Below are 26080 nucleotides of genomic sequence, written 5' to 3'. Positions count from 1 at the left end.
GCGCATCAGCCGGTGATCAACCTTTGGCGTCGCAGGCCCAGGCGCGGATGACGCATTCCTTGCCACCATATTTGTAGCATTCGCGCGTCGCCGCATTGAGCGTGGCCGAGATCTTCGGCTTCACGGCGTAGCCATAGGCGCCGCAGGGATTGGTCATGTCGACCGACATCGCAGCGCAAGCGCGCTTCATCGTCACGGTCGTGCATTCGCCCTTGCACTGCTTCTGCGCGGCGGCACGCGCCTCGTGCTCGGCGTTGTAATCATAGGCCTGGCCGTAAGCGCCGCACTTGCCGACGGCGAATGCACCGGCCGCATGGGCTTCGGTGATGTAACGAGCCCCGGAAACACAAACCGACAGCGCAAAGAAAAACATCGCGCAACGGCGCGCGACGACGTTCGAAGTCATGGAAAACCCTCCCCCCAAGGCAGGTGGCCGGGATTCTAAGCGGCGGTCGTTTCCAGATGGTGAACGGGTGGTTGAAAACGAGGATTCGTAGGGTGGATTAGCGAAGCGTAATCCACGAACTGTGTCACCGCGGAAACAGACGTGGTGGTTACGCCGGCGGACTGCGCTTCGCGCAGCCGCGATCCAACCCGCCCTACGAAGTTACGGCAGCGTCATCCGCGTCGCGCCGCTTCCAGCGCCTGCGGCGTGTCGATGTCGAGAAAGGCACCTTCGCCATCCACGGGCACTTCGGCGACCGCTTCGGTGTGCTTGGCGATCAGGTGTCGCGCGCCGACGTCGCCATCGAGCGTCATGAGCTCCTTGAAGAAACGGCGCGACCACAGCACGGGATTGCCGCGGCGGCCTTCGCTGACGGGCACGACGATCAGATTGCCTCGGTCCGGCGCGAAACTGTCGATGAGGCGGTCGATCAGGCCGGCATCGATCAGCGGCATATCGCCAAGGCAGACCACCGCGCCGTCGCAAGCCTCGGACACGGCCGCGATGCCCGATTTGACCGAGCTCGCGATGCCGCCAGCAAAATCCGGATTCCTGACGAAGCGCACCTTCAGGCCCTGCAGCGCCTGCTCGACCAGCTCGCTCTGGTGGCCGGTGACGACGATCACCTCCGAGGCCCTGGAAGCCAGCGCCTGCTCGGTCGCGATCCGCACCAGCTTCTTGCCGTCGAACTCGGCGAGCAGCTTGTTCGGCCCGCCCATGCGGGTCGAACGGCCTGCTGCAAGCACGATGGCGGCGACCTGGCTGTTGCCCTCGGGCTCGGGTTTTGCGCGCGGCTGCGGGCGCGTCACGATTTCCATCAACAGGCCGCCGACACCCATACCCATCAGCTCGGACCGTGTCACCTTGATGCCGGCGAGCAGCCGCATCAGGACCCAGTCGAAGCCGTTCTCGACCGGCGAGCGCGCGCAGCCCGGCGCGCCCAGCACCGGCACGCCACCGGCGCGCGCGATCAGCAGCAGATTGCCGGGATCGACCGGCATGCCGAAATGCTCGATCTCGCCGCCGATACCGGTGACGGCCGCGGGGATCACGTCGCGGCGGTCGGCGATCGCCGACGCGCCGAACACGATCACCAGCTCGGCGCCAAGGCCGAGCAATTCCTTGATCGCAGCCGACAGCGCATGCTCGTCATGCTGGACCCGCCGCTCCGCGATGATGCTGGCGCCGGCCGGCGCCAGCCGCTCGGCGGTGACGCGCAGCGTCTTGTCGATCACCTTGGACGACAGGCCCGGCAGCAGCGTCGAGACCACGCCGACGCGCTTGATGACGTAGGGCGCGACCGTCAGCACGTCCTTGCCGGCAGCTTTCACCGCCGCGTCGCGCAAATCTCCTCCGACGCCGAACGGAATGATCTTGACGGTACCGACCATCTCGCCTTCGACCACCGGCTTGAACGCCGAGAGCGTGGCGAAGGTGATGGCTTCGTCGATATTGTTGATGCGGTCGACCGCGGCGCGGTCGATCACCAGCACGCCCGGACGCGCGGCGAACAGATTGGCGCGGCCGGTGAAGGCGCGCTCGACATGAATGCCCTCGCCGCCGATCGCAAGCGCGATGCTGGCGGCCGCGACGTCCTCGGACACGTCGCCCGCCTCCATCCGCACCACGACGATGTCCTTGATGCCGGCACGCTCGAGCTGCTCGACCTCGGCGGGACCGATCGTCGTGCCCTTCTTCAGCACCAGCGGACCCTGGCGCAGGGTGTGGACGGTCACCCCGCCGATCGCATCCCTGGGGCTCGCCGGTCCGAACTTCATGCCGCTTCTTCTTTTTCCTTGGGAGGCAGCCGGAGCACCGCCGTGATCTCCGCCATGATCGCCACCGCGATCTCGGCCGGCGAAACCGCACCGATCGCAAGGCCGATCGGCGCGTGAATGCGCGCGATGTCGCTTTCCTTCGCGCCCTGCGCCCGCAGCCGGTCGCCGCGTTTGGCATGCGTTTTCCGCGAGCCGAGCGCGCCGATATAGAAGCAGTTGCGCTCGAAGGCGTGCAGCAGCGCGGGATCATCGATCTTCGGATCATGGGTCACCGCGACGAAGGCGGTGTAGACATCGACGTTCAGCGGCGGCAGCGCGGTGTCGGGCCATTCGGCGACCAGCGGAATGTCGGGGAACCGTTCGGGGCTCGCAAAGGCCGTGCGCGGATCGACCACCGTGACGTCGTAGCCGAGCGAGCGCGCCAGCGGCGCCAGCGCCTGGCTGATATGTACCGCGCCGACGATGACGAGCTTTGCGGTCGGCGCGTAGACGTTGAGGAATAGCTTCTTGCCGCCGACCTCGACATTGGCGCTCTTGCCCATGCGAAGCTGCTTATCCAGCTCGGCGCGCAGCGGATCCTTGGCGAAATCGGCCGCCTTCACCAGGCGCTGCTCGCCGCTCTCGGTATCGGTCACCAAGATCACCGGCCGGCGCGCGGCGCGCTCGGCATTCAGTTCGTGCAGGATTGCGAGCTTCACGGCTAGCCGACCTTCTCGACGAAGACGCGGATGGTGCCGCCGCAGGACAAGCCGACATTCCAGGCGGTCTCGTCGGCGACGCCGAACTCCAGCATCCTGGGCTTGCCGCTCGCGATCACATCCATGGCCTCGGTGACGACGGCGCCCTCGACGCAGCCGCCGGAGACCGAGCCCAGAAACGTGCCCTCGTCGTTGATGACGAGGCTCGAGCCCGCCGGGCGCGGCGCCGAGCCCCAGGTTTCCACGACCGTCGCCAGCGCGACGCCCCGGCCGGCCTTCTGCCAGTCTTCCGCCGCCTTCAGAATATCCTCGTCGCGATCGAGCATGGTGGACCTCTCAAGCTGCGGAGCGGATCAGGCTGCGGTGATGCGGCGGCAGCGGCCGGGAGAGCGTGGCGATCAGCTCCTGGATCGAACTCAAATTATGCACGGGCCGGAATTCGTCAACGTGCGGGAGCATCATTTTGATCCCCTGGGCCTTGGCCTCGAAGCCGCCAAACCTGAGCAGCGGGTTGAGCCAGATCAGCCGCCGGCAGGAGCGGTGCAGCCGGTCCATCTCGAAGGCCAGCTTGGAATCGGCCTCGCGTTCCAGCCCGTCCGAAATCAAGAGCACGATGGCGCCCTGGCTCAGCACGCGCCGCGCCCACAATTTGTTGAAGTTGTGCAGCGAGGCCGAGATCCGCGTTCCCCCGGCCCAGTCCTCGACCGAGGCCGAGCAACTCGCCAGCGCCTCGTCCGGATCGCGCTGGCGCAGCGCGCGTGTCACATTGGTGAGGCGCGTGCCGAACAGGAATACCGAGACGCGCTTGCGTGCGTCGCCGATGGCGTGCAGGAAATGCAGGAACAGGCGGGTGTACTCGCTCATCGAGCCGGAGATGTCGAGCAGCGCCACGATCGGGGCCGGCTTCTCGATCGGCCCGCGACGATGAATGTCGATGATGTCGCCGCCGGTGCGCAAGGAGGCACGCAAGGTGCGGCGGAGGTCGAGCCGCAGGCCGCGCGGATCGGGTTGATGCCGGCGGGTGAGAAGCTCCGCCTGAGGCAGGTGCATCATCTCGATAGCGCGGAGCGCTTCGGTGATTTCGGCGGCGCTCATCTGCGCAAAATCCTTCTTCTGAAGGATTTCCTTGTCGGAGACCGACAGGCGCAGATCCTGCTCCTGATGCTGCGGCGTCTCCGTCATCCGCGGCTGCGACATCGCCTCCTGCACGCGGCGGGCGCCGGCCTGCGGCTTCTTCCTGGCTTCCTCCGGCAGTGGCACCGAATCCAGCATGTGCTTCCATTCCTGCGAGGCGCGGAAGAACAGATTGAAGGCCTGCTTGAAGATCAGTGCGTGCTCGTGGCGCTTGACGAAGATCGCCTCCAGCGTGGTGAAGACGTCGGCGCGGTTGCCGATGTCGATCACTTGCAGCGCGCTCATGGCATCGATCACCGCACCTGGCCCGACCGGCATGCCCGCAGAGCGCAACGCACGGGCGAAGCCGACGATGTTGTCGGCGAATTGCTCGGTCTTTTCAGGCGCGAGATGGTTGATGGCCATGCGTCCACACTCTCAGCCGTCATTCCGGGGCGCGCCCGCTTGGGCGCGAGCTATGATGCGCAATTGCGCATCTGAGAATCCATTCATCCACTGTCCCTGCGGCCCGATGGATTCCGGGCCCGCGCTACGCGCGCACCGGAATGACGAGTTCGTTATGACGCCCGCGCGTCAATTCTCGCTCGTCGCTTCCTTCACCACCTTCTGCAAGGTGTCGCCCTGCATGCGGGTGATGTCGTCCTGGTACTTGAGCAGCGCGCCCAGCGTGTCGCCGACCACTTGCGGGGTCAGCGAGCGGGCATCGAGCTCTGAGAGCGCTGTGGCCCAGTCGATGGTCTCGGCGACCCCTGGCGATTTGTAAAAGTCCTGATCGCGTAGCGCCTGCACGAAACGGACGACCTGCTGCGACAGCTTGGCGGAGATGCCGGGCACGCGCGACTTGACGATCGCAAGCTCGCGCTCGGCGGCGGGATAATCGACCCAGTGATAGAGACAGCGCCGCTTCAGCGCGTCGTGAATCTCGCGGGTGCGGTTGGAGGTGATGATGACGATCGGCGGATGCGGCGCTTTCACGGTCCCGAATTCCGGGATCGTCACCTGGAAGTCGCTGAGGATCTCCAGAAGATAAGCTTCGAAGGCCTCGTCGGCGCGGTCGAGTTCGTCGATCAGCAGCACCGGCGGGCCGGCAACGTCCGGCTCCAGCGCCTGGAGCAGCGGCCGCTTGATCATGTATCGGTCCGCGAAGATGTCGCTCGACAGCTGTTCGCGATCGGTGTCGCCGGCGGCTTCCGCCATCCGGATCGCAATCATCTGCGCGGCGCTGTTCCACTCATAGACGGCGGAGGAGACGTCGAGACCTTCGTAGCATTGCAGGCGGATCAGCTTCCGCCCGAGCGCTGCCGAGAGCACCTTTGCAATCTCGGTCTTGCCGACGCCGGCCTCGCCTTCCAGGAACAGCGGGCGGCCCATGCGCAACGAGAGATACGTCACCGTCGCCAGCGACCGCTCGGCGAGATAGCCGCGCGAGGTCAAGAGTTCGAGCATCGCATCGACCGATGCCGGCAGGGTCGCTGAAGTCATGAAAGCCAGTCTCGCTTACGCCCTCACGGGACAAGTTTGGCCGAGGCGTGAGGTTCACTCACTCCTTGGCGTTGGCGGCATCGAGGGCGCGGCGCGTCAGCACGCCAATCAGATGGGCACGGTACTCGGCGCTGCCATGGATGTCGCTGTTCAGCCCTTCCGCCGGCACCTCGATGCCGTCGAGCACCTTGGATGAGAACCGCTTCTTCAACGCCTCCTCGAAGGCCTCGACGCGGAACACGCCGTTCGAACCGGCTCCGGTGACGGCGACGCGCACGTCCGAGGGACGCCGCGCCACGAAGACGCCGACCAGCGCGTAGCGCGAGGCCTGGTTGCGGAACTTGATGTAGGCGGCCTTCTTGGGCAGCGGGAACATCACCTTGGTGATGATCTCGTCGGCGTCCAGCGCGGTCGAGAACAGGCCCTGGAAATACTCTTCCGCCTTGAGGCGACGCTTGTTGGTGACGATGGTCGCGCCCAGCGCCAGCACGGCGGCAGGATAGTCCGCGGTGGGATCGTTGTTGGCGAGCGAACCGCCGATCGTGCCCTTGTGGCGCACGGCGGGATCGCCGATCTGGCCGGCAAGATCGGCCAGCGCGGGAATCGCCTCGCCGACGATGGCCGAGGTCGCGACCTCGGCATGTTTGGCGGTGGCGCCGATCACCAGCGAGCGGCCCTTCATCTCGATCGTGTTCAGCCCCTCGATATGGGAGAGGTCGACCAGATGCGGCGGGCTGGCCAGCCGCTGCTTCATGACCGGAATCAGCGTGTGACCGCCGGCGATCAGCTTGGCGTCTTCGTTCTTCACCAGGAGATTGGCGGCCTGCCGGACGGTCCCGGGGCGGTGGTATTTGAATTCGTACATGAGGGTGTCCTGATCGCGGGAGGGCGGCGGTTACGCGAGATCCGATTTCGCCATCGCCTTGGCGCCGGCGGCGATCGAGGCAACGATGTTCTGGTAGCCGGTGCAGCGGCAGAGATTGCCTTCCAGTTCTTCCCGGATCGTATGGTCGTCGAGCTCGTGGCCCTTGCGATGGACGATGTCGATCGCGGTCATGATCATGCCGGGCGTGCAGAAGCCGCACTGCAGGCCATGGTGCTCACGAAAGGCTTCCTGCATCGGATGCAGCGGCGCGCCGTCGGCCGCCAAGCCCTCGATGGTCTTGACCTCGTGGCCGTCGGCCATCACCGCCAGTGTGGTGCAGGACTTCACGGCCTTGCCGTCGAGGTGCACGACGCAAGCGCCGCACTGCGAGGTGTCGCAGCCGACATGGGTGCCGGTCAGGCGCAGATTCTCGCGCAGGAATTGCACCAGAAGCGTACGCGGATCGACATTGGCCGTAACAGGATTGCCGTTCACGATGAGGGAGATTTTTGCCATAAGCACTCTCTGTCAGCGCCCCGACGGGTCCCGTCGAAGCGGTTCTTTTTTATAATTATTCCAACCCATCATATGGGCCATTGTCCACTGGGGCAACATCACCCCGGACGCAAGCCGCTATGCCGAAAGACGATAGGTTTCAGCCCTGTACCGCCTTGGCGAAGTTCGCGAAAAACTCGTCGGCCAGCTTCTTGGCGGCGCCGTTGATGAGGCGCTGGCCCAGCTGCGCCAACTTGCCGCCGATCTGGGCCTCCACATCGTAAGAGAGCAGCGTGCCGCCGTCCTTCTCGGCGAGCTTCACGGCCGCGCCACCCTTGGCAAAACCGGCGACGCCGCCCTCGCCCTCGCCCGAGATCTTGTAGCCGTTCGGTGGGTCGAGATCGCTCAGTGTCACCTTGCCCTTGAAGCGCGCAGAGACCGGGCCGACCTTCATCTTGGCCGTGGCGCGAAAGCCGCCGTCGTCGGTCTTCTCCAGCTCCTCGCAGCCGGGGATACAGGCCTTCAGCACTGCGGGATCGTTGAGCTTTTCCCACACGGCCTCGCGCGGCGCTGCGAGCTGGACCTCGCCGTTCATCGTCATGGCCATGGGGCGCCTCCCGGGATCACATCAGAACAATATTGCTCAAGTAACGCACGAAGGCCGCAAAGGAAAGGGTACCTTCGGGTCACGTGCAATGCATATTCGCACTTGCAAAAAGTCTTGCGCGACCCCGTCGGGGATTGGCAGAGCCTGATCATGGTGATTAGGTCCCGCGCAACATGAGCACAGCCCTCTCCCCCCTGCTTGCGCCGATGCTGTCGAGCGCAGCCATGCGCTCCGTCTGCGACGACCGGTCCATGCTCCAGAACATGCTCGATTTCGAGGCAGCCCTGGCAAGGGCCGAAGCCGCGACGGGCGTGATTCCCACCTCCGCGGTGGGCCCGATCGAAGCGGCCTGCAAGGCCGACATCTTCGACATGGCTGCTCTGGCGGAGGCCGCGACCCGATCGGGCAATCTCGCGATTCCCCTGGTCAAAGCTCTGACCGCGAATGTGGCCAAGGCCGATGCCGAGGCCGCGCGCTACGTGCATTGGGGCGCGACCAGCCAGGACGTCATCGACACCGCGACCATGCTGGGCTTGCGCGCCGCGATCGACGCGCTCGACGTCGATCTCGGCCGGGCCATCAAGGGCTTTGCCGCGCTGGCCCGCGCCCATCGCAACACCGCAATGGTCGCGCGGACGTGGCTTCAGCACGCGCTGCCGATGCCGTTCGGCCTGAAGGCCGCGGAATACGCCTCGAGCCTCGCCCGCGCGCGCTGCCGCCTGCGGCGGCTCCGCCGCGAAGGGCTCGCGCTGCAATTCGGCGGTGCCGCCGGCACACTTGCAGCCCTCGGCGACAAAGGTCTCGTCGTAGCCGAACGGCTGGCGCAGGAGTTGAATTTGCCGTTGCCGGAAGCACCCTGGCACACCCATCGCGACCGCATCGCGGAAGCTGCGTCAGCCCTCGCGATTCTCGCCGGAAGCTGCGGCAAGATCGCGCGCGACGTCTCGCTGATGATGCAGACCGATGTCGGCGAGGCGTTCGAACCCGCCGGCGAAGGCCGCGGCGGCTCCTCGACCATGCCGCACAAGCGCAACCCGGTCGCCGCCGCAAGCGCGCTCGGCTGCGCGACGATGGCCCCGCAGCTCGCGGCGACGATTTTTGCGGCCCAAGTGCAGGACCATGAGCGCAGCGCCGGGCCGTGGCACGCGGAATGGCCGACATTGCCGCAACTGATGCTGGTCACGTCAGGCGCGCTTGCCGCCATCGTCGACATCGCCGAAGGGCTGAACGTCGATGCCGCGCGCATGCGCAGCAATCTCGATGCGACGCATGGGCTGATCATGGCGGAGGCGGTCACCTTTGCGCTCGCCGACAGGATCGGCAAGAGCGATGCGCATCATCTCATCGAGGCCGCGAGCAAGCGCGCGGTCGCGGAGAAGAAGCATCTGCGCGAGGTGCTGTCGGTCGATTCACTAGTGACCGCGCATCTGACGCCCGAGAAAATTGCGGCATTGTTCGAGCCGATGGCCTATCAAGGCGCTTCCCAAGCCTTGATCGACCGGCTGCTCGACAGCCTCGATCGCGAATAGAGCAGCCTTGAGCGAGAATAACGGAGACGCCGCATGCCCATGATCGATGCCGACGGTTGCCTGCTCAACGTCTCCGTCGAGGGCCGCGACGGCGGGCCGACCTTGATGCTCTCCAATTCGCTCGGCTGCACCTTGCAAATGTGGGAGCCGCAGATGAAGGCGCTGACGCAGGTGTTCCGCGTCATCCGCTACGACCGCCGCGGCCACGGCAAGTCCAACGTCCCGCCCGGCCCCTACACGATGGAGCGTTTCGGCCGCGACGTGCTGGCGATCCTCGACGATCTGAACATCGAGAAGGTGCATTGGTGCGGCCTGTCGATGGGCGGCATGGTCGGTCAATGGCTGGGCGCCAATGCGCCTGAGCGGTTCGGCAAGCTCATCCTCGCCAACACCTCCTGCTACTACGCCGAGCCGACCAAATGGCTGGAGCGCATCGACGCGGTGAAGAAGGGCGGCATCGCAGCGGTTGCCGACGGCGTGATCGCCGGCTGGCTGACCCAGGATTTCCGTGAGCGCGCACCCGAGATCACGGCGAAGATGAAATCGATGCTGCTCGCGACCCCGGTCGAGGGCTATCTCGCCTGCTGCGAGGCGCTGTCGACGCTCGATCAGCGGGCGCTGCTGCCCAAGATCAAGAGCCCGACCCTGGTGATTGCCGGCCGCCACGACGTGGCGACGCCGATCGCGGCCGGCGAGTTGATCCGCTCGAACATTCCCGGCGCCAGCATGACCATCATCGACGCCGCCCATATTTCCAATGTCGAGCAGCCGCACGCATTCACCGATGCGGTGGTGGGATTCTTGACGCAACGCTGATCTCATAAACACCGGAAGGATACAGGCATGGACGACCAGAAGCGCCGCGATGCCGGCATGACCGTGCGCCGAAAAGTGCTGGGCAATGCCTGGGTCGACAAATCGATCGCGAATCGCAACGCGTTCAACACCGACTTTCAGGACATGATCACCCGCTACGCCTGGGGCGAGATCTGGACGCGGCCGCATTTCGACGAACGCACGCGGCGCGTGCTGGTGATCGGCACGATGGTCGCGCTCGGACAATGGGACGAATTCCGCCTGCACGTCCGCGCGGCGCTGGCCGAGGGCGGCTTCACTCCCGACGACATCAAGGAGATCTTGCTGCAGCAGGCGATCTATTGCGGCGTTCCGGCCGCGAACCACGCCGTCAAGGAAGCCTCAGCGATTGTGCAGGAGCTCGGCCTCATCAAAGGCTAGCGGCCCGGTATCTTCGACGTCGACGGTCTTCGGCGCTGCCGCCGGCCGCTCGATCACCAGCACGATTGCGGCACCGAGCAGCAGCAGCAGCTCGGTGGCGTGGAGCCGAAGCGCGGCCATCTCGCCGACCTTCGAGGCCATCACCATGCTCGCGAACGAGATCACGCTGCCGATCGCGAGCGCAATTCCGAGCGCCTCGTCGCTCGCTCCGCTCTTGCGGGTGCGCGGAATGGCCAGCATCGCCAGATATATTGCAAAGAACGCCACCACCGTCAGACGTCCGAGCGCGAGCAGCCAGGCCGCGCGCACCGTGCTCATTCCGGACATCTGAAGCTGGTCGCTGAGAAAGAGTGCCACGGCGACGCTCGGCCGCTCATAAAGACCGTGCACCGGCGCCACGAAGATGTTGAAGGCAACCAGCGTCCAGGCCGGAATGAAATAGGCCGCCAGCAGCGCGCCGTTGACCGAGCCGATCCGCCAATTCCTGAACATGCCGCTTCCCGCTTCGTCTCATCGCCTTCGATGGAAGGCTCCGCGGGAGCTAACTCGCATCAGACTGTGGCGGCAATTTAAACCCTTTGTTTACCTTAACTGCCCGCCGACCGTTCTCCACAACGGAAAAAAGGGCCCCGCCTTCCGCCGGGGCCCTCCACGCTACTTCCTGGACGTTCAGTCCAATCTGTTGTCCTGCTGACCGCCCCGCTGCTGGCCGGGCTTGTCGCCCTGGCGCATCGGATCATGCTGCTGCTGCTGTCCGGGTTTCTGGCCGCCGCCCTGCTGCTGCTGCCCCGGCTGCTGGCTTGGGCGCTGCTGACCGGGGCTCTGACTCTGCTGGCCCGGATTCTGGTTCTGCTGCTTCGTCATCGGGGGGAACTCCCTTGTTGGACGTCAGTCGAAGAAGAACAAACGGCCGGGGATTTAGTTGCCCTGCGGAACCCTGTTCCTCGCAGGCGCGGAACCGGAAGATGACACCCGTCACAAAATGACCTCTGTACAATCCTTTATGCCGAGGCCAGCCCAGTTGCAGCCGCCAGTTCCCTCCTGTTACAAAACGAAGAACGCTGAGGGGCTGCCGGGGCCCGAGAAGAAACGCAAGCACTCACTCTCTCTCGAAGACTCCCATCAAATCGCGTCAGGTTTGGGTAACGGCAGCCTATGGATTATTTCGCCCAGCAGCTCATCAACGGCCTCGTGCTCGGTTCCATCTACGGTCTGATCGCGATCGGCTATACGATGGTCTACGGCATCGTCGGCATGATCAATTTCGCCCATGGCGACATCTTCATGATCGGCGGCTTCATCGCCCTCATCACCTTCCTGATCCTGATCTCGCTCGGCCTGACGGCAATCCCGGTGATTCTGCTCGTGGTGCTGCTGGTCTCGATGGCGATCACCGCGCTCTATGGCTGGACCATCGAGCGCATCGCCTACCGGCCGCTGCGCCATTCCTTCCGCCTCGCCCCGATGCTGTCGGCTATCGGCATGTCCTTCGTGCTGACCAATTACTCGCAGGTGGCGCAAGGCGCTCGCGTCAAGCCGATCCCGCCCTTCATCACCGGCGGCTACACGCTGCACGAGAGTCCCGACGGATTCGTCATCCAGCTCTCCAACATCCAGATCATGGTGGTCGTCACCACGATCGTGCTGCTGGCGATCTTCACCTGGCTGGTCTCGCGCACAAGGCTCGGACGCGACATGCGCGCCTGCGAGCAGGACCAGACTATGGCGGCGCTGCTCGGCGTCAACGTCGACCGCACCATCTCCATGACCTTCGTCATCGGTGCGGCGCTCGCTGCCGTCGCCGGCCTGATGTACCTGCTCTATTATGGCTTGGTCGATTTCTTCATGGGCTTCGTCGCCGGCATCAAGGCGTTCACCGCCGCCGTTCTCGGCGGCATCGGCTCGCTTCCGGGCGCCATGCTCGGAGGTCTCGCGATCGGCCTGATCGAGACGTTCTGGTCGGCCTATTTTTCGGTGGAATACAAGGACGTCGCCGCCTTCTCTATTCTGATCGTCGTATTGATCTTCATGCCGACCGGCCTGCTCGGCCGTCCCGAAGTCGAAAAAGTCTGAGGGACCGGCCGCGTGACAGCTCCCCCGACAATGACAACCAAGCCTGCGACAGGCATCCCCTTCCTCCTCAAGACCGCTTTCGTCAACGCGCTGATTGCGCTGGTGCTGTTCTCGCTGATGGTCGGCATTCGCACCGAGGCGGGGTCCGACGGCCAGCTCACCTACTGGACGCGCTTCGGCGATCTCGCTTCGCTCGTCGCCGCAGTATTCGGCGGCTCGATCGTGATCGAACTGATCAGGCAATGGATCGGCTCGACCGGCGCTGAAAAGCTGGTGCCGGCTTCGGTGCAGAGCGGCATGTCGTTCATCGGCCGCTACCTAGCACCGGCGCTCCTGCTCTTCACGCTGCTGGTGCCCGTCATCTTCTATAACCAGCGCTACATCCTCGACCTTGCGATCCTCGTGCTCACCTATGTGATGCTGGGCTGGGGCCTCAACGTGGTGGTTGGCCTCGCCGGCCTGCTCGATCTCGGCTACGTCGCCTTCTACGCGGTCGGCGCCTATTCGTACGGGCTGCTCGCCACCAATTTCGGCTGGTCGTTCTGGATCTGCCTGCCGCTGGCCGGCATCCTTGCCGCGTTCTGGGGCGTGCTGCTGGGCTTCCCCGTGCTGCGCCTGCGCGGCGATTATCTCGCCATCGTGACGCTCGCCTTCGGCGAGATCATCCGCCTCGTCATCATCAACTGGCAGGATCTAACCGGCGGACCCAACGGCGTCTCGGGCATTCCGCGCCCCTCCTTCTTCGGTATCCCGCTCGACAACAGCGACGACGGGCTCGCGGCAAAACTCGGCATCGAATATTCCCCGACGCAGCGCATCGTCTTCCTGTTCTATCTGATCCTGGCGCTGGCGCTGCTGACCAACTGGGTCACGATCCGCCTGCGCCGCCTGCCGATCGGCCGCGCCTGGGAGGCGCTGCGTGAGGACGAAGTCGCCTGCCGTGCGCTCGGCATCAACACCACGACCACCAAGCTCACGGCGTTCGCGACCGGCGCGATGTTCGGCGGTTTTGCCGGTGCGTTCTTCGCGACGCGCCAGGGTTTCATCAGCCCGGAATCCTTCACCTTCCAGGAATCGGCACTGGTGCTCGCCATCGTCGTGCTCGGCGGCATGGGCTCGCAACTCGGCGTCGCGCTGGCGGCGCTGGCCATGATCGGCGGCTTCGAGCTGTTCCGCAGCCTGGAGACCTATCGCATGCTGGTGTTCGGCATCGCCATGGTGCTGATCATGATCTGGCGGCCGCGCGGCCTGATCGGCCATCGCGCGCCGACCGTGTATCTGACCAAGGCGCAGGCCATCTCCTCCGACCTCGTCAAGGAGGGGCACGGATGAGCGGCGAGACAATTCTCAGCGTCGACCGGCTCACCATGCGTTTCGGCGGCATCGTCGCCGTTCAGGACCTGTCGTTTGCGGCCGAACGGAAGAAGATCACCGCGCTGATCGGCCCGAACGGCGCCGGCAAGACCACCGTCTTCAACTGCATCACCGGCTTCTACAAGCCGAGCGGCGGCGCCATCCGCCTCGCCCATGACGATGGCCGGCAGATCGCTCTGGAGCGGCTCAACGATTTCCGCATCGCCAAACAGGCCAAGGTCGCGCGCACGTTCCAGAACATCCGGCTGTTTCCCGGCATGACCGCGCTCGAGAACCTGATGGTGGCGCAGCACAACGCGCTGATGCGCGCTTCGGGCTTCACGTTTCTCGGCCTGATCGGCGTCCCCACCTATCGCGACGCCGAAAAGCAGGCGATTGCGCTCGCCACCGACTGGCTCAAGCGGATCAACCTGCTCGACCGCGCCGACGACGCCGCCGGCAATCTCGCCTATGGCGATCAGCGCCGGCTCGAGATCGCGCGCGCGATGTGCACCGGGCCCGCGCTTCTGTGTCTGGACGAGCCCGCCGCCGGCCTCAATGCGCGGGAAAGCGCTGCGCTCAGCGAGCTGTTGCTGTCGATCCGCGACGAGCTCGGCACCTCGATCCTGCTGATCGAGCACGACATGTCGGTGGTGATGGAGATCTCGGACCACATCGTGGTCATGGATCATGGCGTGAAGATCGCGCAAGGCACGCCGCGGGAGGTGCGCGACGATCCGAAAGTGATCGCCGCCTATCTCGGCACCGACGAGGAAGAGGCCGCGGCCGTGATGGAGAGCGGATCGTGACGTCTATCAATCCGCTGCTCGCGATTAGGTCCCTGCGCGCCGCCTACGGCAAGATCGAGGCGCTGAAGGGCGTCGATATCGAGATCAATGCCGGCGAGATCGTCGCCCTGATCGGCGCCAACGGCGCCGGCAAATCGACGCTGATGATGACGATCTTCGGCAAGCCGCGCGCCCGGGCCGGCCAGATCCTGTATGAAGGCCACGACATCACCGACGTGCCGACCCACGAGATCGCGCATTTGCGCATCGCGCAATCGCCTGAGGGACGCCGCATCTTCCCCCGCATGAGCGTGGCGGAAAACCTCCAGATGGGTGCGGACGCCACCGAATGCACCGATGCGGAGCGCGAGGCAACGCTGGAGCGCGTCTTCACGCTGTTTCCGCGCCTGAAGGAGCGCTATGTCCAGCGCGGCGGCACGTTGTCCGGCGGCGAGCAGCAGATGCTGGCGATCGGCCGCGCCCTGATGAGCCGCCCGCGCCTGCTCCTGCTCGACGAACCCTCGCTCGGGCTCGCGCCGCTGATCGCCCGCCAGATCTTCGATGCGATTCGCACGTTGAACCGGCAGGACGGCCTGACCGTCCTGATCGTCGAGCAGAACGCCAACCACGCGCTCAAGCTCGCCCATCGCGGTTACGTCATGGTCAATGGCCTGATCACGCTGGCTGGAACAGGTGCGGAGTTGCTGCAGCGCCCCGAGATTCGTGCCGCCTATCTGGAAGGCGGCCGACACGGCTGAGGCGCCCCGGATCCGGGTTCGGTGCGGTGGAATGCGGCGAGATATCTAGGCGAATGCCCGTATTTTGCCGGTGACTTCTCGCCAGATTCATTCAAGAATGGCGCCGGTTTGAACCGGGCGAGCCCGGCAACTTCCACAGGCGATCACCCGCGAGGTATCTCATGAAATCACTGAAGCTCATCGGTCTGGCATTCGGCGCGTCGATCGCGTTGTCGAGCGCGGCATTCGCGCAGGATGTCACCATCGCAGTCGCAGGCCCGATGACCGGCGGCGAATCCGCCTTCGGCCGCCAGATGAAGAACGGCGCCGAGATGGCGGTCGCTGACATCAACGCCGCCGGCGGTGTCAACGGCAAGAAGCTCGCCCTCGACGTTGAGGACGATGCCTGCGATCCGAAGCAGGCGCGCTCGGTCGCCGAGAAGATCGCGAGTTCGAAGATCCCGTTCGTGGCGGGGCACTATTGTTCGTCATCATCGATCCCGGCGTCGGAGGCCTATGCCGACGGCAACGTGCTCCAGATCACGCCGGCTTCGACCAACCCGCTCTTCACCGAGCGCAAGCTCTGGAACGTGGCGCGCGTCTGCGGCCGTGACGATCAGCAGGGCCTGATCGCGGCGCAGTACATCGCCAAGAACTTCAAAGGCAAGAACATCGCGATCCTCAACGACAAGACCACCTACGGCAAGGGTCTTGCCGACGAGACCAAGAAAGCGCTCAACAAGGCCGGCATCACCGAGAAGATGTACGAGTCCTATAACAAGGGCGACAAGGACTTCAACGCGATCGTCTCGCGCCTGAAGCGCGACAACATCGATCTCGTCTATGTCGGCGGCTACCATCAGGAGAGCGGCCTGATCCTGCGCCAGATGCGGGACCAGGGCCTCAAGACGATCCTGATGGCCGGCGACGCGCTCGCCGACAAGGAATACGCCTCCATCACCGGCCCCGCCGGCGAAGGCACGCTGTTCACCTTCGGCCCCGATCCGCGCAACAAGCCCACCGCCAAGAAGATCGTCGAGGCCTTCAAGGCCAAGAACATCGATCCCGAGGGCTATACGCTCTACACCTATGCCGCGATGCAGGTCTGGTCGCAGGCCGCCAAGAAGGCCGGCACCACCGACGCCAAGAAGGTCATGGCGGCGATGAAGGCCGGCAAGTGGGACACCGTGATCGGCCCGATCGAATATGACGCCAAGGGCGACATCAAGCAGATCGACTACGTCGTTTACAAATGGGATGCCAAGGGCGGCTACGCCGAGGTCAGCGGCAACGGGACCTGAGACAGGTTTCCTGACCTTTTCGTCAAATCGTCGTCAACGCCCCGGTCCGCCGGGGCGTTTTCGTTTCGGGCCTCTCAGACGGCGGCCGACAGTTTGCCGCCTGCTTCCTGCGCCTTTCGGAGCGCTTGCAGCAAATCGTTCGGCCGAAACGGCTTCTGCAGGCAAATCACGCCGTCAAGACCGGGCGCTTCGCCGATGAAATCCAGCGCCGTCATGCCTGATACGGCCACGATCGGAAATCCGGGAGCCCGCTCGCGGATCGCGGTAATGACGTCGATACCGCTAGTATCGGCCAGGAAAATGTCGACAATCGCCGCGTCGAATAGATCTTCGCCGAAGGCCTTCAGGCCGGTCGCGCCGCTCTCCGCTTCGACCACGTCATAACGGTTGATCCGAAGAACGATCGAAACCATCGCGCGCACGTCCTTCTGGTCATCGACAACAAGGACACGCGGCATGGGAACAACTCCCGGATTTACATCATTAATTGGTTCAATTCGGCGGCCATATGCGCCGCAGCAGTATGGGGCACCTCCAGTAAAGCCAATCTTACCGATTCCCTATTCCGATTCTCTGTCCAGGTTAAGTAAGCTGTAACCCTCGGTTGAGTCGTCGGCGGATCTCCTCGGGACACGCGCCCGGAGCCGGCTACCATGGAGACCAAGGCAGCCGGCCATAAGAAGTCACGCGGACTACTCATGACGACCCAGCGCGAGGTCAACGTGCACGCAAAGAACGACCGAAGCACATTCCTTTCGACATTACCTGCCGCGCAGAGTGATCGCACCGCAGCATTGGCGATCGTCGCGATCTCCGCGATCCTGTTCGCGCTGGCAGTCCCGTTCGCAGGGACCCCGCTAACCCCGGTGCCAGCCTTCGTCGCCAGCTACCAATCCGCGCTCGCCGTCAGCGACATCATCACCGCAGTTCTGCTGCTGTCGCAGTTCTCCGTCCTGCGTAGCCGCGCGCTGCTGCTGCTGTCGACCGGCTATCTGTTCACCGCAGCGGCGGCGGTGACCCACTGCCTCACCTTCCCCGGCCTGTTCGCACCGGCCGGGCTGCTGGGCGCCGGCTCACAGACCACAGTCTGGCTTTACATGATCTGGCATGGCGGGTTCCCCCTGTTCGTGCTGGCCTATGGATGGCTCAAGGATGACAACGGCGGCGGCAAGATCGAAGGACCGACTGGACGCGCGATCGTCCTGACCATCGTCAGCGTGGTGGCGGCGATGGCCGTCATCGCCTGGATCGTCACCGCGCAACACGATCTACTGCCGTTGCTGCTCAGGGACGGTCGCTACACCACCGTGATGATCGGCGTCGTGTCGTTCGTCTGGTCGTTGAGTTTCGCGGCACTGGTCACGCTGTGGCTCCGCAAGCCGCACACGGTGATCGACATCTGGCTCATGGTCACGATCTGCGCCTGGCTGTTCGATATCGCGCTGTCGGCGATCGTTAATGTCGCCCGGTACGATCTCGGCTTCTACGCGGGCCGTCTCTACGGGCTTTGCGCCGCGAGCTTCGTGCTCGCCGTGCTCTTGATCGAAAACGTTCGCCTCCAAGCGAGCACGATGGGACTCGTTGGCCGGCTGCGCGAGCAATCGGCATCGGAACGCGACTACTACAGCAAACGCCTGGCGCTCTACGGCGCCGTCGTCGAGTCATCCAACGATGCCATCATCACGAAATCCCTCGATGGCATCATCACGGGCTGGAACAGGGCCGCCGAGCGCCTGTTCGGCTATTCGGCCGCGGAGGCCATCGGCAAATCGATCGAGATGATCGTGCCGGAGGATCGCAGGGCCGAAGTCAGAAGTATCCTCAACCGCGTCACCACCAACGAATCGATCGCCCAGCACGAGACCGTCCGTGTGCGGAAGGACGGCCGTCCGATCGATCTCGTGCTCAACATATCTCCGCTGAAATCAGCCACCGGCGAAATCATCGGCGTCTCCAAGATCGCCCACGACATCACCGAGGAGAAGCAGTCGCGGGAAAAGCTGCGCCGCGAGATCGAGGAGCGCCAGCGCATCTTCGAGACCTCGCAGGACCTGATCCTGGTGACCGACGGTTACGGCAAGTTCATCCAGGTCAGCCCGAGCGTGAAGGATATCCTCGGCTACGACCCGGAGGACATGATCGGCCATAGCGCGACCGAGTTCATCCATCCTGATGACCTCGAGAAGACGCGGGGCGAAATGCGCGCAGCGCGACGTGGCGCGGTCAAGCGCAGCTTCGAGGCGCGTTATTATCACTATGACGGCCACGAGGTGACGCTGAACTGGATGGGCACATGGTCGGAGCCCGTCAAGCGCCATTATTTCATCGGCCGCGACCTCACCGACAAGCAGGCCGCAGAGGCCCAGCTCCGGCAGGTCCAGAAGATGGATTCGATCGGACAATTGACTGGTGGCGTCGCCCACGATTTCAACAACGTGCTCACCGTCATCACCGGCACGATCGGGATCCTATCGGACGCGGTCGCCGACCGGCCCCAGCTTGCCGCCATCACCAAGCTGATCGACGATGCCGCCGAACGCGGCGCACAGCTGACCAAGCACCTGCTTGCCTTCGCCCGCAAGCAGCCGCTCCAGCCGCGCGAGATCGACGTCAATGCGCTGGTGCTCGAAGCCGCCAAGCTGCTGCACCCGACGCTCGGCGAGCAGATCACCATCATGCCGCAGCTCACCGAGGATGCCTGGCCCGCACTGATCGATCCGGGCCAGCTCTCGACCGCGATCCTCAATCTCGCATTGAACGCGCGCGATGCCATGCCCGATGGCGGCACGCTGGTGCTGGAGACCCGCAACATCTTTCTCGACGACGGCTATGCCAGCATGAATCCCGACGTCGTGGCCGGCAATTACGTGATGATTGCGGTCAGCGACACCGGCTCGGGGATTCCGGCCGAGCTGCTCGAGCGGGTGTTCGATCCCTTCTTCACCACCAAGGAGGTCGGCAAGGGCACGGGCCTCGGCCTCAGCATGGTGTTCGGCTTCGTCAAGCAGTCCGGCGGCCATATCAAGATCTACAGCGAGGAAGGCCACGGCACGAGCGTGAAGATCTACCTGCCGCGGTCCACCGGCGTGCAGGAGACCGAGTACGAGGCGCTGCAGAACGTGCCCATCACCGGCGGCGACGAGAAGATCCTGATCGTCGAGGATGACGCCCTGGTGCGGCAATATGTCGTGACCCAGGTCAGGAGCCTCGGCTACACCGCGCTCGAGGCGGCCAACGCCGCCGAAGCCCTCGATATCATCGATGCCGACAGGAACATCGACCTGCTCTTCACCGATGTCATCATGCCCGGCAGCATGAACGGCCGCCAGCTCGCCGACGAGGCGGCGCGGCGGCGCCCGGATCTGAAGACGCTGTTCACCTCGGGCTACACCGAGAACGCCATCGTCCATCACGGCCGGCTCGATTCCGGCGTGCTGCTGCTGGCCAAGCCCTACCGCAAGTCGGAGCTCGCCAAGATGCTCAGGACGGCGCTGGCGAGTTGAGCGGGACGTTGGCGTGCGCTATCGCTGAGGCCCGAAGCGCATGGAGTGTCGCCCTTGAAAAACCTCCTCACCGATATCGCCGGCGTCCGCGTCGGCCATGCCCATGACGCGAAGCTCGCCTCGGGCGCGACGGCGATCGTGTTCGACCAGCCGGCGGTGGCGGCGATCGACGTCCGCGGCGGCGGCCCCGGAACGCGTGAGGACGCCTTGCTCGATCCCGCAAGCACGGTCGAACGCGTCGACGCAATCGCGCTGTCCGGCGGCTCAGCCTTCGGAATCGAGGTGGGCGGCGGCATCCAGGCCTGGCTCGCCGAACAGGGGCGCGGCTTCCGCGTCCGCGAGGCGCTGATCCCCATCGTCCCCGGCGCGATCCTGTTCGATCTGCTCAATGGCGGCGACAAGGCCTGGGGCCGCTTCGCGCCCTATCGCGATCTCGGCTACGCCGCGGCGGTCGCCGCCGGGACGGAATTTGCGCTTGGCAGCGTGGGTGCGGGCTTTGGCGCCACCACCGCGACATTCAAGGGCGGACTTGGCTCGGCATCCGCTGTCGCGGCCAACGGCGTCAAGGTGGCGGCGATCATCGCGGTCAATGCGGTCGGAAGCGCCAACGTCGGCGACGGACCGTGGTTCTGGGCGGCGCCGTTCGAGGTGGGCGGCGAGTTCGGCGGCCGCGGACTGCCCGACAAATTCACCGACGACATGCTCAGGATGCGCATCAAGGGCGGCCCAGCCGCAAGCGAGCGCGAGAACACCACGATCGGCGTCCTCGTCACCGATGCGGTGCTGACCAAGCCTCAGGCCAAGCGGCTGGCGATGATCGCGCACACCGGCTTCGCCCGCGCGATCTACCCCGTCCATGCTCCGACCGACGGTGACGTGCTGTTCGCCGCCGCGACGGGTGCAAAGCCGATCGATCCGATTGTCGGCATGACCGAGCTCGGCATGGTCGCCGCGAATGTGGTCGCCCGCGCCATCGCGCGCGGCGTCTACAGCGCGACCGCGCTGCCGTTCCCCGGCGCCCAGCCGGCGTGGAAGGACCGGTTCGGCTAGCAACGAAACGGCGGACACAGCGTTAGCCGACGAGGCCAGGTGCACCGTCATGCCGTCTTCCGTGATCCGCTTCTTTCGTTATGCCCCCGACACCCGCGAGTTGAAGGTGACTTTCGTCAGCGGCCGCCTGTATGTTTACGAGAACGTTCCGCCCGAGGTCGCTGCCGCGTTCAGGGATGCCCGCTCAAAAGGCACATTCTTCAACCACAAAATCCGCGACCGGTATGCCTATCGTGACATCACGCACGAGCTTGCCGGTTAGCTTCGACCGCAGCTTACACGCTCATCGACATCGACGAAGCAGCCGAGCCCGCGGTCTGAGCCTGGCGCTGCATCATCTGGCCGAACCAGTCATAGGGGGAATTGCCGCCACCGTTCGCATTGAACGAGCTGGAGGCGCCGGGCACGGTCGTCGACATCTTGAAGCCGTCGGGATAGGTGACGGTGGTGGTGGTCGAGCCGTCGGCGCCGGTCGTCGTGGTCGAGGTCGACCCGCCGCTGGACTGCGACGTGGAAGAATCCGAGCCGCCGGTGACGTCGCCCGAACCGCTCGTCCCTTGCGCGTGATGGTGGCCGTGATGACCGGACTTCAGCGCCTTCGACATCTCGTCCAGGCTGACGCTGCCGTCGGAATTGCTATCGAGCTTGGAGAACACGTCATCGGCCTGCGTGAGGTTGGTGCCGCCGGCGCCCAGCGCCTTCTCGAACTCTGATTTGGTGATCTTGCCGTCGCCGTCCGCATCGATCTGCGAGAACAGGTCCTTCAAAGCAGCGTCGCGGCCGGTCGGCGTCGATGTCGTCGCGCTCGACGAGGTGGCGCTGGTCGAACCCGTCGACTGGCCCTGCGCCGCGAACAACGCGTTCATCGTCTCCGGCGAGATCTGCGGATATTTTCCCGCATTGACCGACGAGGTCGCATTGCTTGTGGTGCCGTCGTCGCTGTCGATCGCGAAGGGATTGGTCGTTGCCCGCTGCGACGAACCGGTTTGTTGGGTCGAGGATGATTTCGAGCTCGTCAGCGACTGAATGGCATCAAGCGCAGTCGAGACGGCACCAAGCGCAAACAACATTGCACAACTCCAACCCTTGCGGCATGCCGCGGCCAATGTTCCAAGGACAAGATCAGCAAGCGTCGTGCCAGCGCGAAAAGCTCAATGAAATCCGTATCCGCCATTCTTTGCGGCCTGCGGGAACATCGGCAATTCATGCCGCCGACGGCAGAATTTTCCGCCCACAGGAAGCTCGCCCTCCCTGCATTGCCCGGCTGGGAGGCCCATGTTAGGCGAAGCCATCAGTCCCTCGGCCGCCCCGGAAACAGCGCCATGACCCAAGCCTTCACCCCTCGCCCCCTGGCCATCGCGCCCTCGATCCTGGCATCGGACTTCTCTAAGCTCGGCGAGGAGGTTCGTGCGGTGGATGCGGCCGGTGCCGACTGGATCCATCTCGACGTGATGGACGGGCACTTCGTCCCCAACATCTCCTACGGCCCCGACGTCATCAAGGCGATGCGCCCGCACACCAAGAAGGTGTTCGACGCGCATCTGATGATCTCACCCTGCGATCCCTATCTCGAAGCCTTCGCCAAAGCCGGGTGCGACCACATCACCGTGCATGCCGAGGCAGGTCCTCATCTGCATCGCTCGTTGCAGGCGATCCGCGCGCTCGGCAAGAAGGCCGGCGTCTCGCTCAATCCAGGCACGCCGATCACTGCGCTCGAATACGTGCTGGATCTGGTCGACCTCGTGCTGGTGATGTCGGTCAATCCGGGCTTCGGCGGCCAGGCCTTCATTCCCTCCGCGATCGGCAAGATCCGCGACATCCGCGCGATGACCGCTGGCCGTCCCATCGATATCGAGGTTGACGGCGGCGTCGGCCCCGACGTCGCGGGCGCGCTCGCAGCTGCCGGCGCCAACGCCTTCGTGGCCGGCACCTCCGTTTTCAAGGGCGGTACGCTCGAAGCCTACAAGAACAATATTGCAGCGATACGCAACGCGGCCCTCGGCGCACGCGGCGAAGCGATTTGAACTGCTTCGGGCTGCGCGAGCCCGAAAAACCTGCTACTTTTACGGAAGCCGCAGCACGCATTACTTAAAATTGCACTCACGATCCGTACTCATCCGGACTTCACTGATTCGCGCAAATCACCGCTACTAGCTCCTGCCTGCTTTTGACGGGAGCACATCATGACGACGACCCTGGTTTGGACTGGCGTAGCGTTGTGGATCGGTTTCAGTGCGTTTGTCGTGTTTGGCCCATCGGCCGGACCGGAAAGATTCCCGGCGCGCTCCGCCCGTCTCATCCGCCGCGACCGGGGCTGACGCCATGCAAATCGCTCTGGTCAAGCGCCTGCCGAAGCGCCGCTGCCGCATCCCGCGTCGCCCGCATCCGAACCTCGATTATTTCTTCGGTCGCCTCGAGCGCACCGATCGTGCATTCGACAAGGATGCCGGCTCCGACAATTCAAACCTCGATCACTCGTTCGCCTCGCAGCGCGGTCATTGAGACTCTCTTTTCCGGATTGAACCATGAAACCGCACTGCCCCAACTGTCTCAAGGAAATGGCCAAGGCAGCCGCGTCGCGTAATCTCTTTGCCTGCGAACCCTGCCGCGAGATCATCCAGTATTTCGGCGGTCATGCCGACCACAGCGAGACCGGCCCGCAGTTCGCCTGGCCGATCCGCCGCAAGCGCGCGATCCACACCGCTCACGCGGCCTGATCTTTCCTAGCCCCAGACCTAGCCCCAGACCACGCCGGCGCCCGGTTTCGCCGCAGCCATTCGCGGCGGTCGCACCACGGTGACGGTGGAGGTCGCCTCCGCCGCGACCTTGGCCGAGACGCTGCCGAGCAGCGTGCGCCTGAACGAACTCTGCCGCGCGCCGACGATGAGATGGTCGACCTGGTTGACCTCGGCGAATTCCAGCAGCGCCGCGGCAGGATCGACCGCCTCCAGCACATGAACCGACAGCCGGCTCTCGTCCAGCTTCAGGGGCGTCGCCCAGTGCCGAAGCGCGACCAGCCGGTCGATATGCTTGTTGGAGCCCTGCTCGTCCAACGTCTTGTCGATGGCAATGCGGTTGAGCTTGAGCACATTGACGCAGGCGAGCCGCGCCGACGGCAGCGTCGCCAGGATGCGCTCGGTCGTGACGCGTAGCGCCTCGTTCAGCTCCGGCGTACCCTCCACCGTGTCGAGCGCGACCGCAAGGATCGGGCTCGAAGCGATCTGCTCCGCCACGTCGGGCTTGGTCCGCGGCTGCTTGACATCCGGATTGAAACGGCGGCGCCACGCGACGGAGAGGGGATCGCGCTTCAGCCGCTCCGAACGCGCGGTCAGCTTGACCTGGTTCGGGTGGGCAAGATCGAAGGCGAGCTGGGCCGCGGTCGGATAGCGCCAGACCGGCTCGATCTCCAGGCAGCGCAGCACCACTTCCTGGAGCCAGGGCGGATAGTCGGCGCGTAAGCTTCGCGGCGGATGCGGATCCCGCCACAGCCTCCGCCGCATCGCGCGCAGCGTCTCGCCCTCGCCGAAGGGACGTTCGCCGGTCGTGAAGAAATAGAGCAGCACGCCGAGCGAAAACAGATCGCTGCGCGGATCGTCGCGAACGCCGAGCAGCCGCTCCGGCGCCATGTAAGGCGCGGTGCCGTAAGGCAGACGGAACTCCTCCTGCAACAGATCGGGCAGATGGTCGTGATGCGACAGGCCGTAGTCGATCAGCACGGCATCCCCGCTCTCACGGAACATGACGCTGCTCGGCTTGATGTCGTGATGGATCACGTTCTGCCGGTGCAGATCGGCGAGCGCAGCCGCGATCTTCGCAACCAGCAGCCGCGCCTCCTCGTAGGGCAGCGGCAGATCGGGCAGCCGCTTGTAGAGCGTGGTGCCGGGAATGCGTTCGATCACGGCATAGGCCTGGCGCGCGAAATCGCCCGTGCCGTAGCAGCGCGGCACATGGGGACCCGCGAGCCTTGGCAGGATCATCATCTCCATCTCGAACGAGACGATCGCGGCGGGGTCCTCGCCTTCCGAGGCACGCGGGACCTTCATCAGCAGCGGCACGTCGATGCCGGGATGGGTGACGGTCCACAGCGTCGCCATGCCGCCGGCATGGACGCATTCGCCGATCGTGTAGCCGTCGATGACAGCGCCCGATTTGATCAGGGATTTGGGCATCTAGCGTCCCTGCGACAGTCGGTCGGCGAGCCAGGGCGGCAGGCCGTTCTCGCGGATCTTGTTCGCAGCGCTTGCGATGTCATAGGGCACGCGGCAATAGGTGATCTGGCACGAGACCGTGTCGAACAGCACGAAGGATGCGGAGGGATCGCCGTCGCGCGGCTGGCCGACCGAGCCGAGCACGGCGAGCCATTGCCGCCCACGCAGGAGCTGCACCGGCACGTCGGTCTTGGGCACGAAGCTCGTCATCTTCGCCGTCACCGACATCGAATAGAGCGCGGGTCGGTGGATATGGCCGCAGAAGGTGACATGGGACGGCGTCGCGATCAGGCTCTTGGCGGCATCCGTGGTCGAACGAACGTAGTTCCAACGCTTGGGGCTCGAGGCCTCCGCATGCACGAACAGACGATCGCCGTCCTGCACCAGCATCGGCAGCTCGGCCAGGAACCGCCGCTGCGCCGCATCGAGCCGCCCACGCGTCCACTCGATCGCGATCTGCGCATCGTGATTCATGTTCTCGGAGGTCGTATTGACCGCTTCGTCATGGTTGCCGCGCACGGCGACGGCACCACGGGCGACCAGATCCATGGCGGTGTCCACGACCCATTCCGGGTCGGCGCCGTATCCGACGAAATCACCGAGCAGAATGAAGCGCTCCGCGGCGCTGGCGCGGGCCACTTTCAGGCACGCCTCGAACGCCTGCCGGTTGCCGTGAATATCCGAGAAGACAGCGAGTAGCACGCACCCTCCACCCTCAAATTCTTATTGGAAGCCGATAAAGCCAATTTGAGGGAGGTCAACAAGATGCGCCAGCGCGGGGCAGTTGACCAGCGCCGG

General features: G+C 64.7%; 29 protein-coding genes. 14 read left to right on the top strand and 15 right to left on the bottom strand.

The window, feature by feature from the left end; translation table 11 throughout:
• Positions 1-16 precede the first annotated feature (16 nt).
• The 9 genes from IF809_RS19935 to IF809_RS19895 form a co-directional block, all read right to left on the bottom strand.
• Complete coding sequence (locus IF809_RS19935) at positions 17-406, bottom strand: DUF4189 domain-containing protein (protein WP_092293833.1); 390 nt, start codon at positions 404-406, stop codon at positions 17-19.
• Between the two features lie 212 nt (positions 407-618).
• A complete protein-coding gene (locus tag IF809_RS19930) occupies positions 619-2223 on the bottom strand; it encodes an NTP transferase domain-containing protein (protein ID WP_462838271.1) in 1605 nt (534 codons plus the stop codon).
• Positions 2220-2921 (bottom strand): XdhC family protein, encoded by a 702-nt coding sequence (locus IF809_RS19925; protein ID WP_462838270.1) that lies wholly within the window; start codon positions 2919-2921, stop codon positions 2220-2222. Before IF809_RS19925 ends, IF809_RS19930 begins: the two co-directional genes overlap by 4 nt.
• A 2-nt stretch (positions 2922-2923) precedes the next feature.
• Positions 2924-3247, bottom strand: a complete 324-nt coding sequence (locus tag IF809_RS19920; RefSeq protein WP_128965556.1) for an XdhC family protein — start codon at positions 3245-3247, stop codon at positions 2924-2926.
• A 10-nt stretch (positions 3248-3257) separates the two neighbouring features.
• Entirely contained in the window at positions 3258-4460 is a 1203-nt protein-coding gene (locus IF809_RS19915; protein WP_462838269.1) for a vWA domain-containing protein, read from the bottom strand.
• Positions 4461-4628: 168 nt separating this feature from the next.
• Positions 4629-5537, bottom strand: a complete 909-nt coding sequence (locus IF809_RS19910; protein WP_462838268.1) for an AAA family ATPase — start codon at positions 5535-5537, stop codon at positions 4629-4631.
• A gap of 58 nt (positions 5538-5595) precedes the next feature.
• A complete protein-coding gene (locus IF809_RS19905) occupies positions 5596-6402 on the bottom strand; it encodes an FAD binding domain-containing protein (RefSeq protein ID WP_462838267.1) in 807 nt (268 codons plus the stop codon).
• A 30-nt stretch (positions 6403-6432) separates the two neighbouring features.
• A complete protein-coding gene (locus IF809_RS19900) occupies positions 6433-6918 on the bottom strand; it encodes a (2Fe-2S)-binding protein (RefSeq protein ID WP_063703155.1) in 486 nt (161 codons plus the stop codon).
• 139 nt (positions 6919-7057) lie between these two features.
• Complete coding sequence (locus IF809_RS19895) at positions 7058-7504, bottom strand: SRPBCC family protein (protein ID WP_128965552.1); 447 nt, start codon at positions 7502-7504, stop codon at positions 7058-7060.
• A gap of 173 nt (positions 7505-7677) precedes the next feature.
• Between IF809_RS19895 and IF809_RS19890 the strand changes: the two genes are divergently transcribed.
• The 3 genes from IF809_RS19890 to IF809_RS19880 are packed head-to-tail and all read left to right on the top strand — an operon-like array spanning position 7678 to position 10269.
• Positions 7678-9033 (top strand): 3-carboxy-cis,cis-muconate cycloisomerase, encoded by a 1356-nt coding sequence (locus tag IF809_RS19890; protein WP_462838266.1) that lies wholly within the window; start codon positions 7678-7680, stop codon positions 9031-9033.
• A 33-nt stretch (positions 9034-9066) separates the two neighbouring features.
• The gene (pcaD, locus tag IF809_RS19885; RefSeq protein WP_453983165.1) at positions 9067-9849 is read left to right on the top strand and encodes a 3-oxoadipate enol-lactonase; all 783 of its coding nucleotides are present in this window, start codon (positions 9067-9069) and stop codon (positions 9847-9849) included.
• Between the two features lie 27 nt (positions 9850-9876).
• The gene (locus tag IF809_RS19880) at positions 9877-10269 is read left to right on the top strand and encodes a carboxymuconolactone decarboxylase family protein (protein WP_057748880.1); all 393 of its coding nucleotides are present in this window, start codon (positions 9877-9879) and stop codon (positions 10267-10269) included.
• Here the strand turns inward: IF809_RS19880 and IF809_RS19875 are convergent.
• Together IF809_RS19875 and IF809_RS19870 are read right to left on the bottom strand one after the other, a co-directional pair.
• Complete coding sequence (locus tag IF809_RS19875; protein WP_462838265.1) at positions 10231-10761, bottom strand: hypothetical protein; 531 nt, start codon at positions 10759-10761, stop codon at positions 10231-10233. The genes IF809_RS19880 and IF809_RS19875 overlap by 39 nt on opposite strands.
• 177 nt (positions 10762-10938) lie before the next feature.
• Positions 10939-11133, bottom strand: a complete 195-nt coding sequence (locus IF809_RS19870) for a hypothetical protein (RefSeq protein ID WP_164938600.1) — start codon at positions 11131-11133, stop codon at positions 10939-10941.
• Positions 11134-11424: 291 nt separating this feature from the next.
• Between IF809_RS19870 and IF809_RS19865 the strand changes: the two genes are divergently transcribed.
• The 5 genes from IF809_RS19865 to IF809_RS19845 all read left to right on the top strand — a co-directional run bounded on the left by IF809_RS19865 (position 11425) and on the right by IF809_RS19845 (position 16521).
• Complete coding sequence (locus IF809_RS19865; RefSeq protein ID WP_063679322.1) at positions 11425-12342, top strand: ABC transporter permease subunit; 918 nt, start codon at positions 11425-11427, stop codon at positions 12340-12342.
• 30 nt (positions 12343-12372) lie between these two features.
• A complete protein-coding gene (gene livM, locus IF809_RS19860; RefSeq protein ID WP_462838264.1) occupies positions 12373-13674 on the top strand; it encodes a high-affinity branched-chain amino acid ABC transporter permease LivM in 1302 nt (433 codons plus the stop codon).
• A complete protein-coding gene (locus IF809_RS19855) occupies positions 13671-14504 on the top strand; it encodes an ABC transporter ATP-binding protein (RefSeq protein WP_462838263.1) in 834 nt (277 codons plus the stop codon). Before livM ends, IF809_RS19855 begins: the two co-directional genes overlap by 4 nt.
• Entirely contained in the window at positions 14501-15241 is a 741-nt protein-coding gene (locus tag IF809_RS19850) for an ABC transporter ATP-binding protein (protein WP_462838262.1), read from the top strand. The genes IF809_RS19855 and IF809_RS19850 overlap by 4 nt, the downstream gene beginning before the upstream one ends.
• A gap of 161 nt (positions 15242-15402) precedes the next feature.
• Positions 15403-16521, top strand: coding sequence for a branched-chain amino acid ABC transporter substrate-binding protein (locus IF809_RS19845; RefSeq protein ID WP_128965545.1), 1119 nt, complete (start codon positions 15403-15405; stop codon positions 16519-16521).
• A gap of 74 nt (positions 16522-16595) precedes the next feature.
• Here the strand turns inward: IF809_RS19845 and IF809_RS19840 are convergent, their stop codons facing one another.
• Positions 16596-16979, bottom strand: coding sequence for a response regulator (locus tag IF809_RS19840; protein ID WP_462838261.1), 384 nt, complete (start codon positions 16977-16979; stop codon positions 16596-16598).
• A 240-nt stretch (positions 16980-17219) separates the two neighbouring features.
• On the opposite strand from IF809_RS19840, the gene IF809_RS19835 reads away from it, so the two are divergent.
• Genes IF809_RS19835 through IF809_RS19825 form a run of 3 tightly spaced genes read left to right on the top strand, consistent with a single transcriptional unit; the run spans position 17220 to position 21336 of the window.
• Complete coding sequence (locus IF809_RS19835; protein ID WP_462838301.1) at positions 17220-20024, top strand: PAS domain S-box protein; 2805 nt, start codon at positions 17220-17222, stop codon at positions 20022-20024.
• 54 nt (positions 20025-20078) lie between these two features.
• Positions 20079-21074 carry a P1 family peptidase gene (locus tag IF809_RS19830; RefSeq protein WP_462838260.1) on the top strand — a complete coding sequence of 332 codons (996 nt, stop codon included), beginning with the start codon at positions 20079-20081 and terminating at the stop codon, positions 21072-21074.
• Between the two features lie 49 nt (positions 21075-21123).
• Positions 21124-21336 (top strand): KTSC domain-containing protein, encoded by a 213-nt coding sequence (locus IF809_RS19825; RefSeq protein WP_453983154.1) that lies wholly within the window; start codon positions 21124-21126, stop codon positions 21334-21336.
• Between the two features lie 13 nt (positions 21337-21349).
• On the opposite strand, the gene IF809_RS19820 is transcribed toward IF809_RS19825, so the two are convergent.
• Positions 21350-22144: an EF-hand domain-containing protein gene (locus IF809_RS19820; protein WP_462838259.1), complete on the bottom strand. Its 795-nt coding sequence runs from the start codon at positions 22142-22144 to the stop codon at positions 21350-21352.
• Positions 22145-22396: 252 nt separating this feature from the next.
• Between IF809_RS19820 and rpe the strand changes: the two genes are divergently transcribed.
• The 3 genes from rpe (at position 22397) to IF809_RS19805 (ending at position 23791) form a co-directional block, all read left to right on the top strand.
• Positions 22397-23098 carry a ribulose-phosphate 3-epimerase gene (gene rpe / locus IF809_RS19815; RefSeq protein ID WP_462838258.1) on the top strand — a complete coding sequence of 234 codons (702 nt, stop codon included), beginning with the start codon at positions 22397-22399 and terminating at the stop codon, positions 23096-23098.
• 298 nt (positions 23099-23396) lie between these two features.
• Entirely contained in the window at positions 23397-23576 is a 180-nt protein-coding gene (locus IF809_RS19810) for a hypothetical protein (protein ID WP_128965539.1), read from the top strand.
• Between the two features lie 23 nt (positions 23577-23599).
• Positions 23600-23791, top strand: a complete 192-nt coding sequence (locus tag IF809_RS19805) for a hypothetical protein (RefSeq protein WP_453983151.1) — start codon at positions 23600-23602, stop codon at positions 23789-23791.
• Positions 23792-23809: 18 nt separating this feature from the next.
• On the opposite strand, the gene IF809_RS19800 is transcribed toward IF809_RS19805, so the two are convergent.
• Positions 23810-25243 (bottom strand): serine/threonine protein kinase, encoded by a 1434-nt coding sequence (locus IF809_RS19800; protein ID WP_128965538.1) that lies wholly within the window; start codon positions 25241-25243, stop codon positions 23810-23812.
• Complete coding sequence (locus IF809_RS19795) at positions 25244-25984, bottom strand: metallophosphoesterase family protein (protein ID WP_453983150.1); 741 nt, start codon at positions 25982-25984, stop codon at positions 25244-25246.
• Positions 25985-26080 lie beyond the last annotated feature (96 nt).

It is taken from the genome of Bradyrhizobium sp. UFLA06-24, assembly GCF_054967145.1.
Note: the sequence above shows the minus strand (reverse complement) of the source record. Positions and strands in the feature narration are given on the sequence as shown.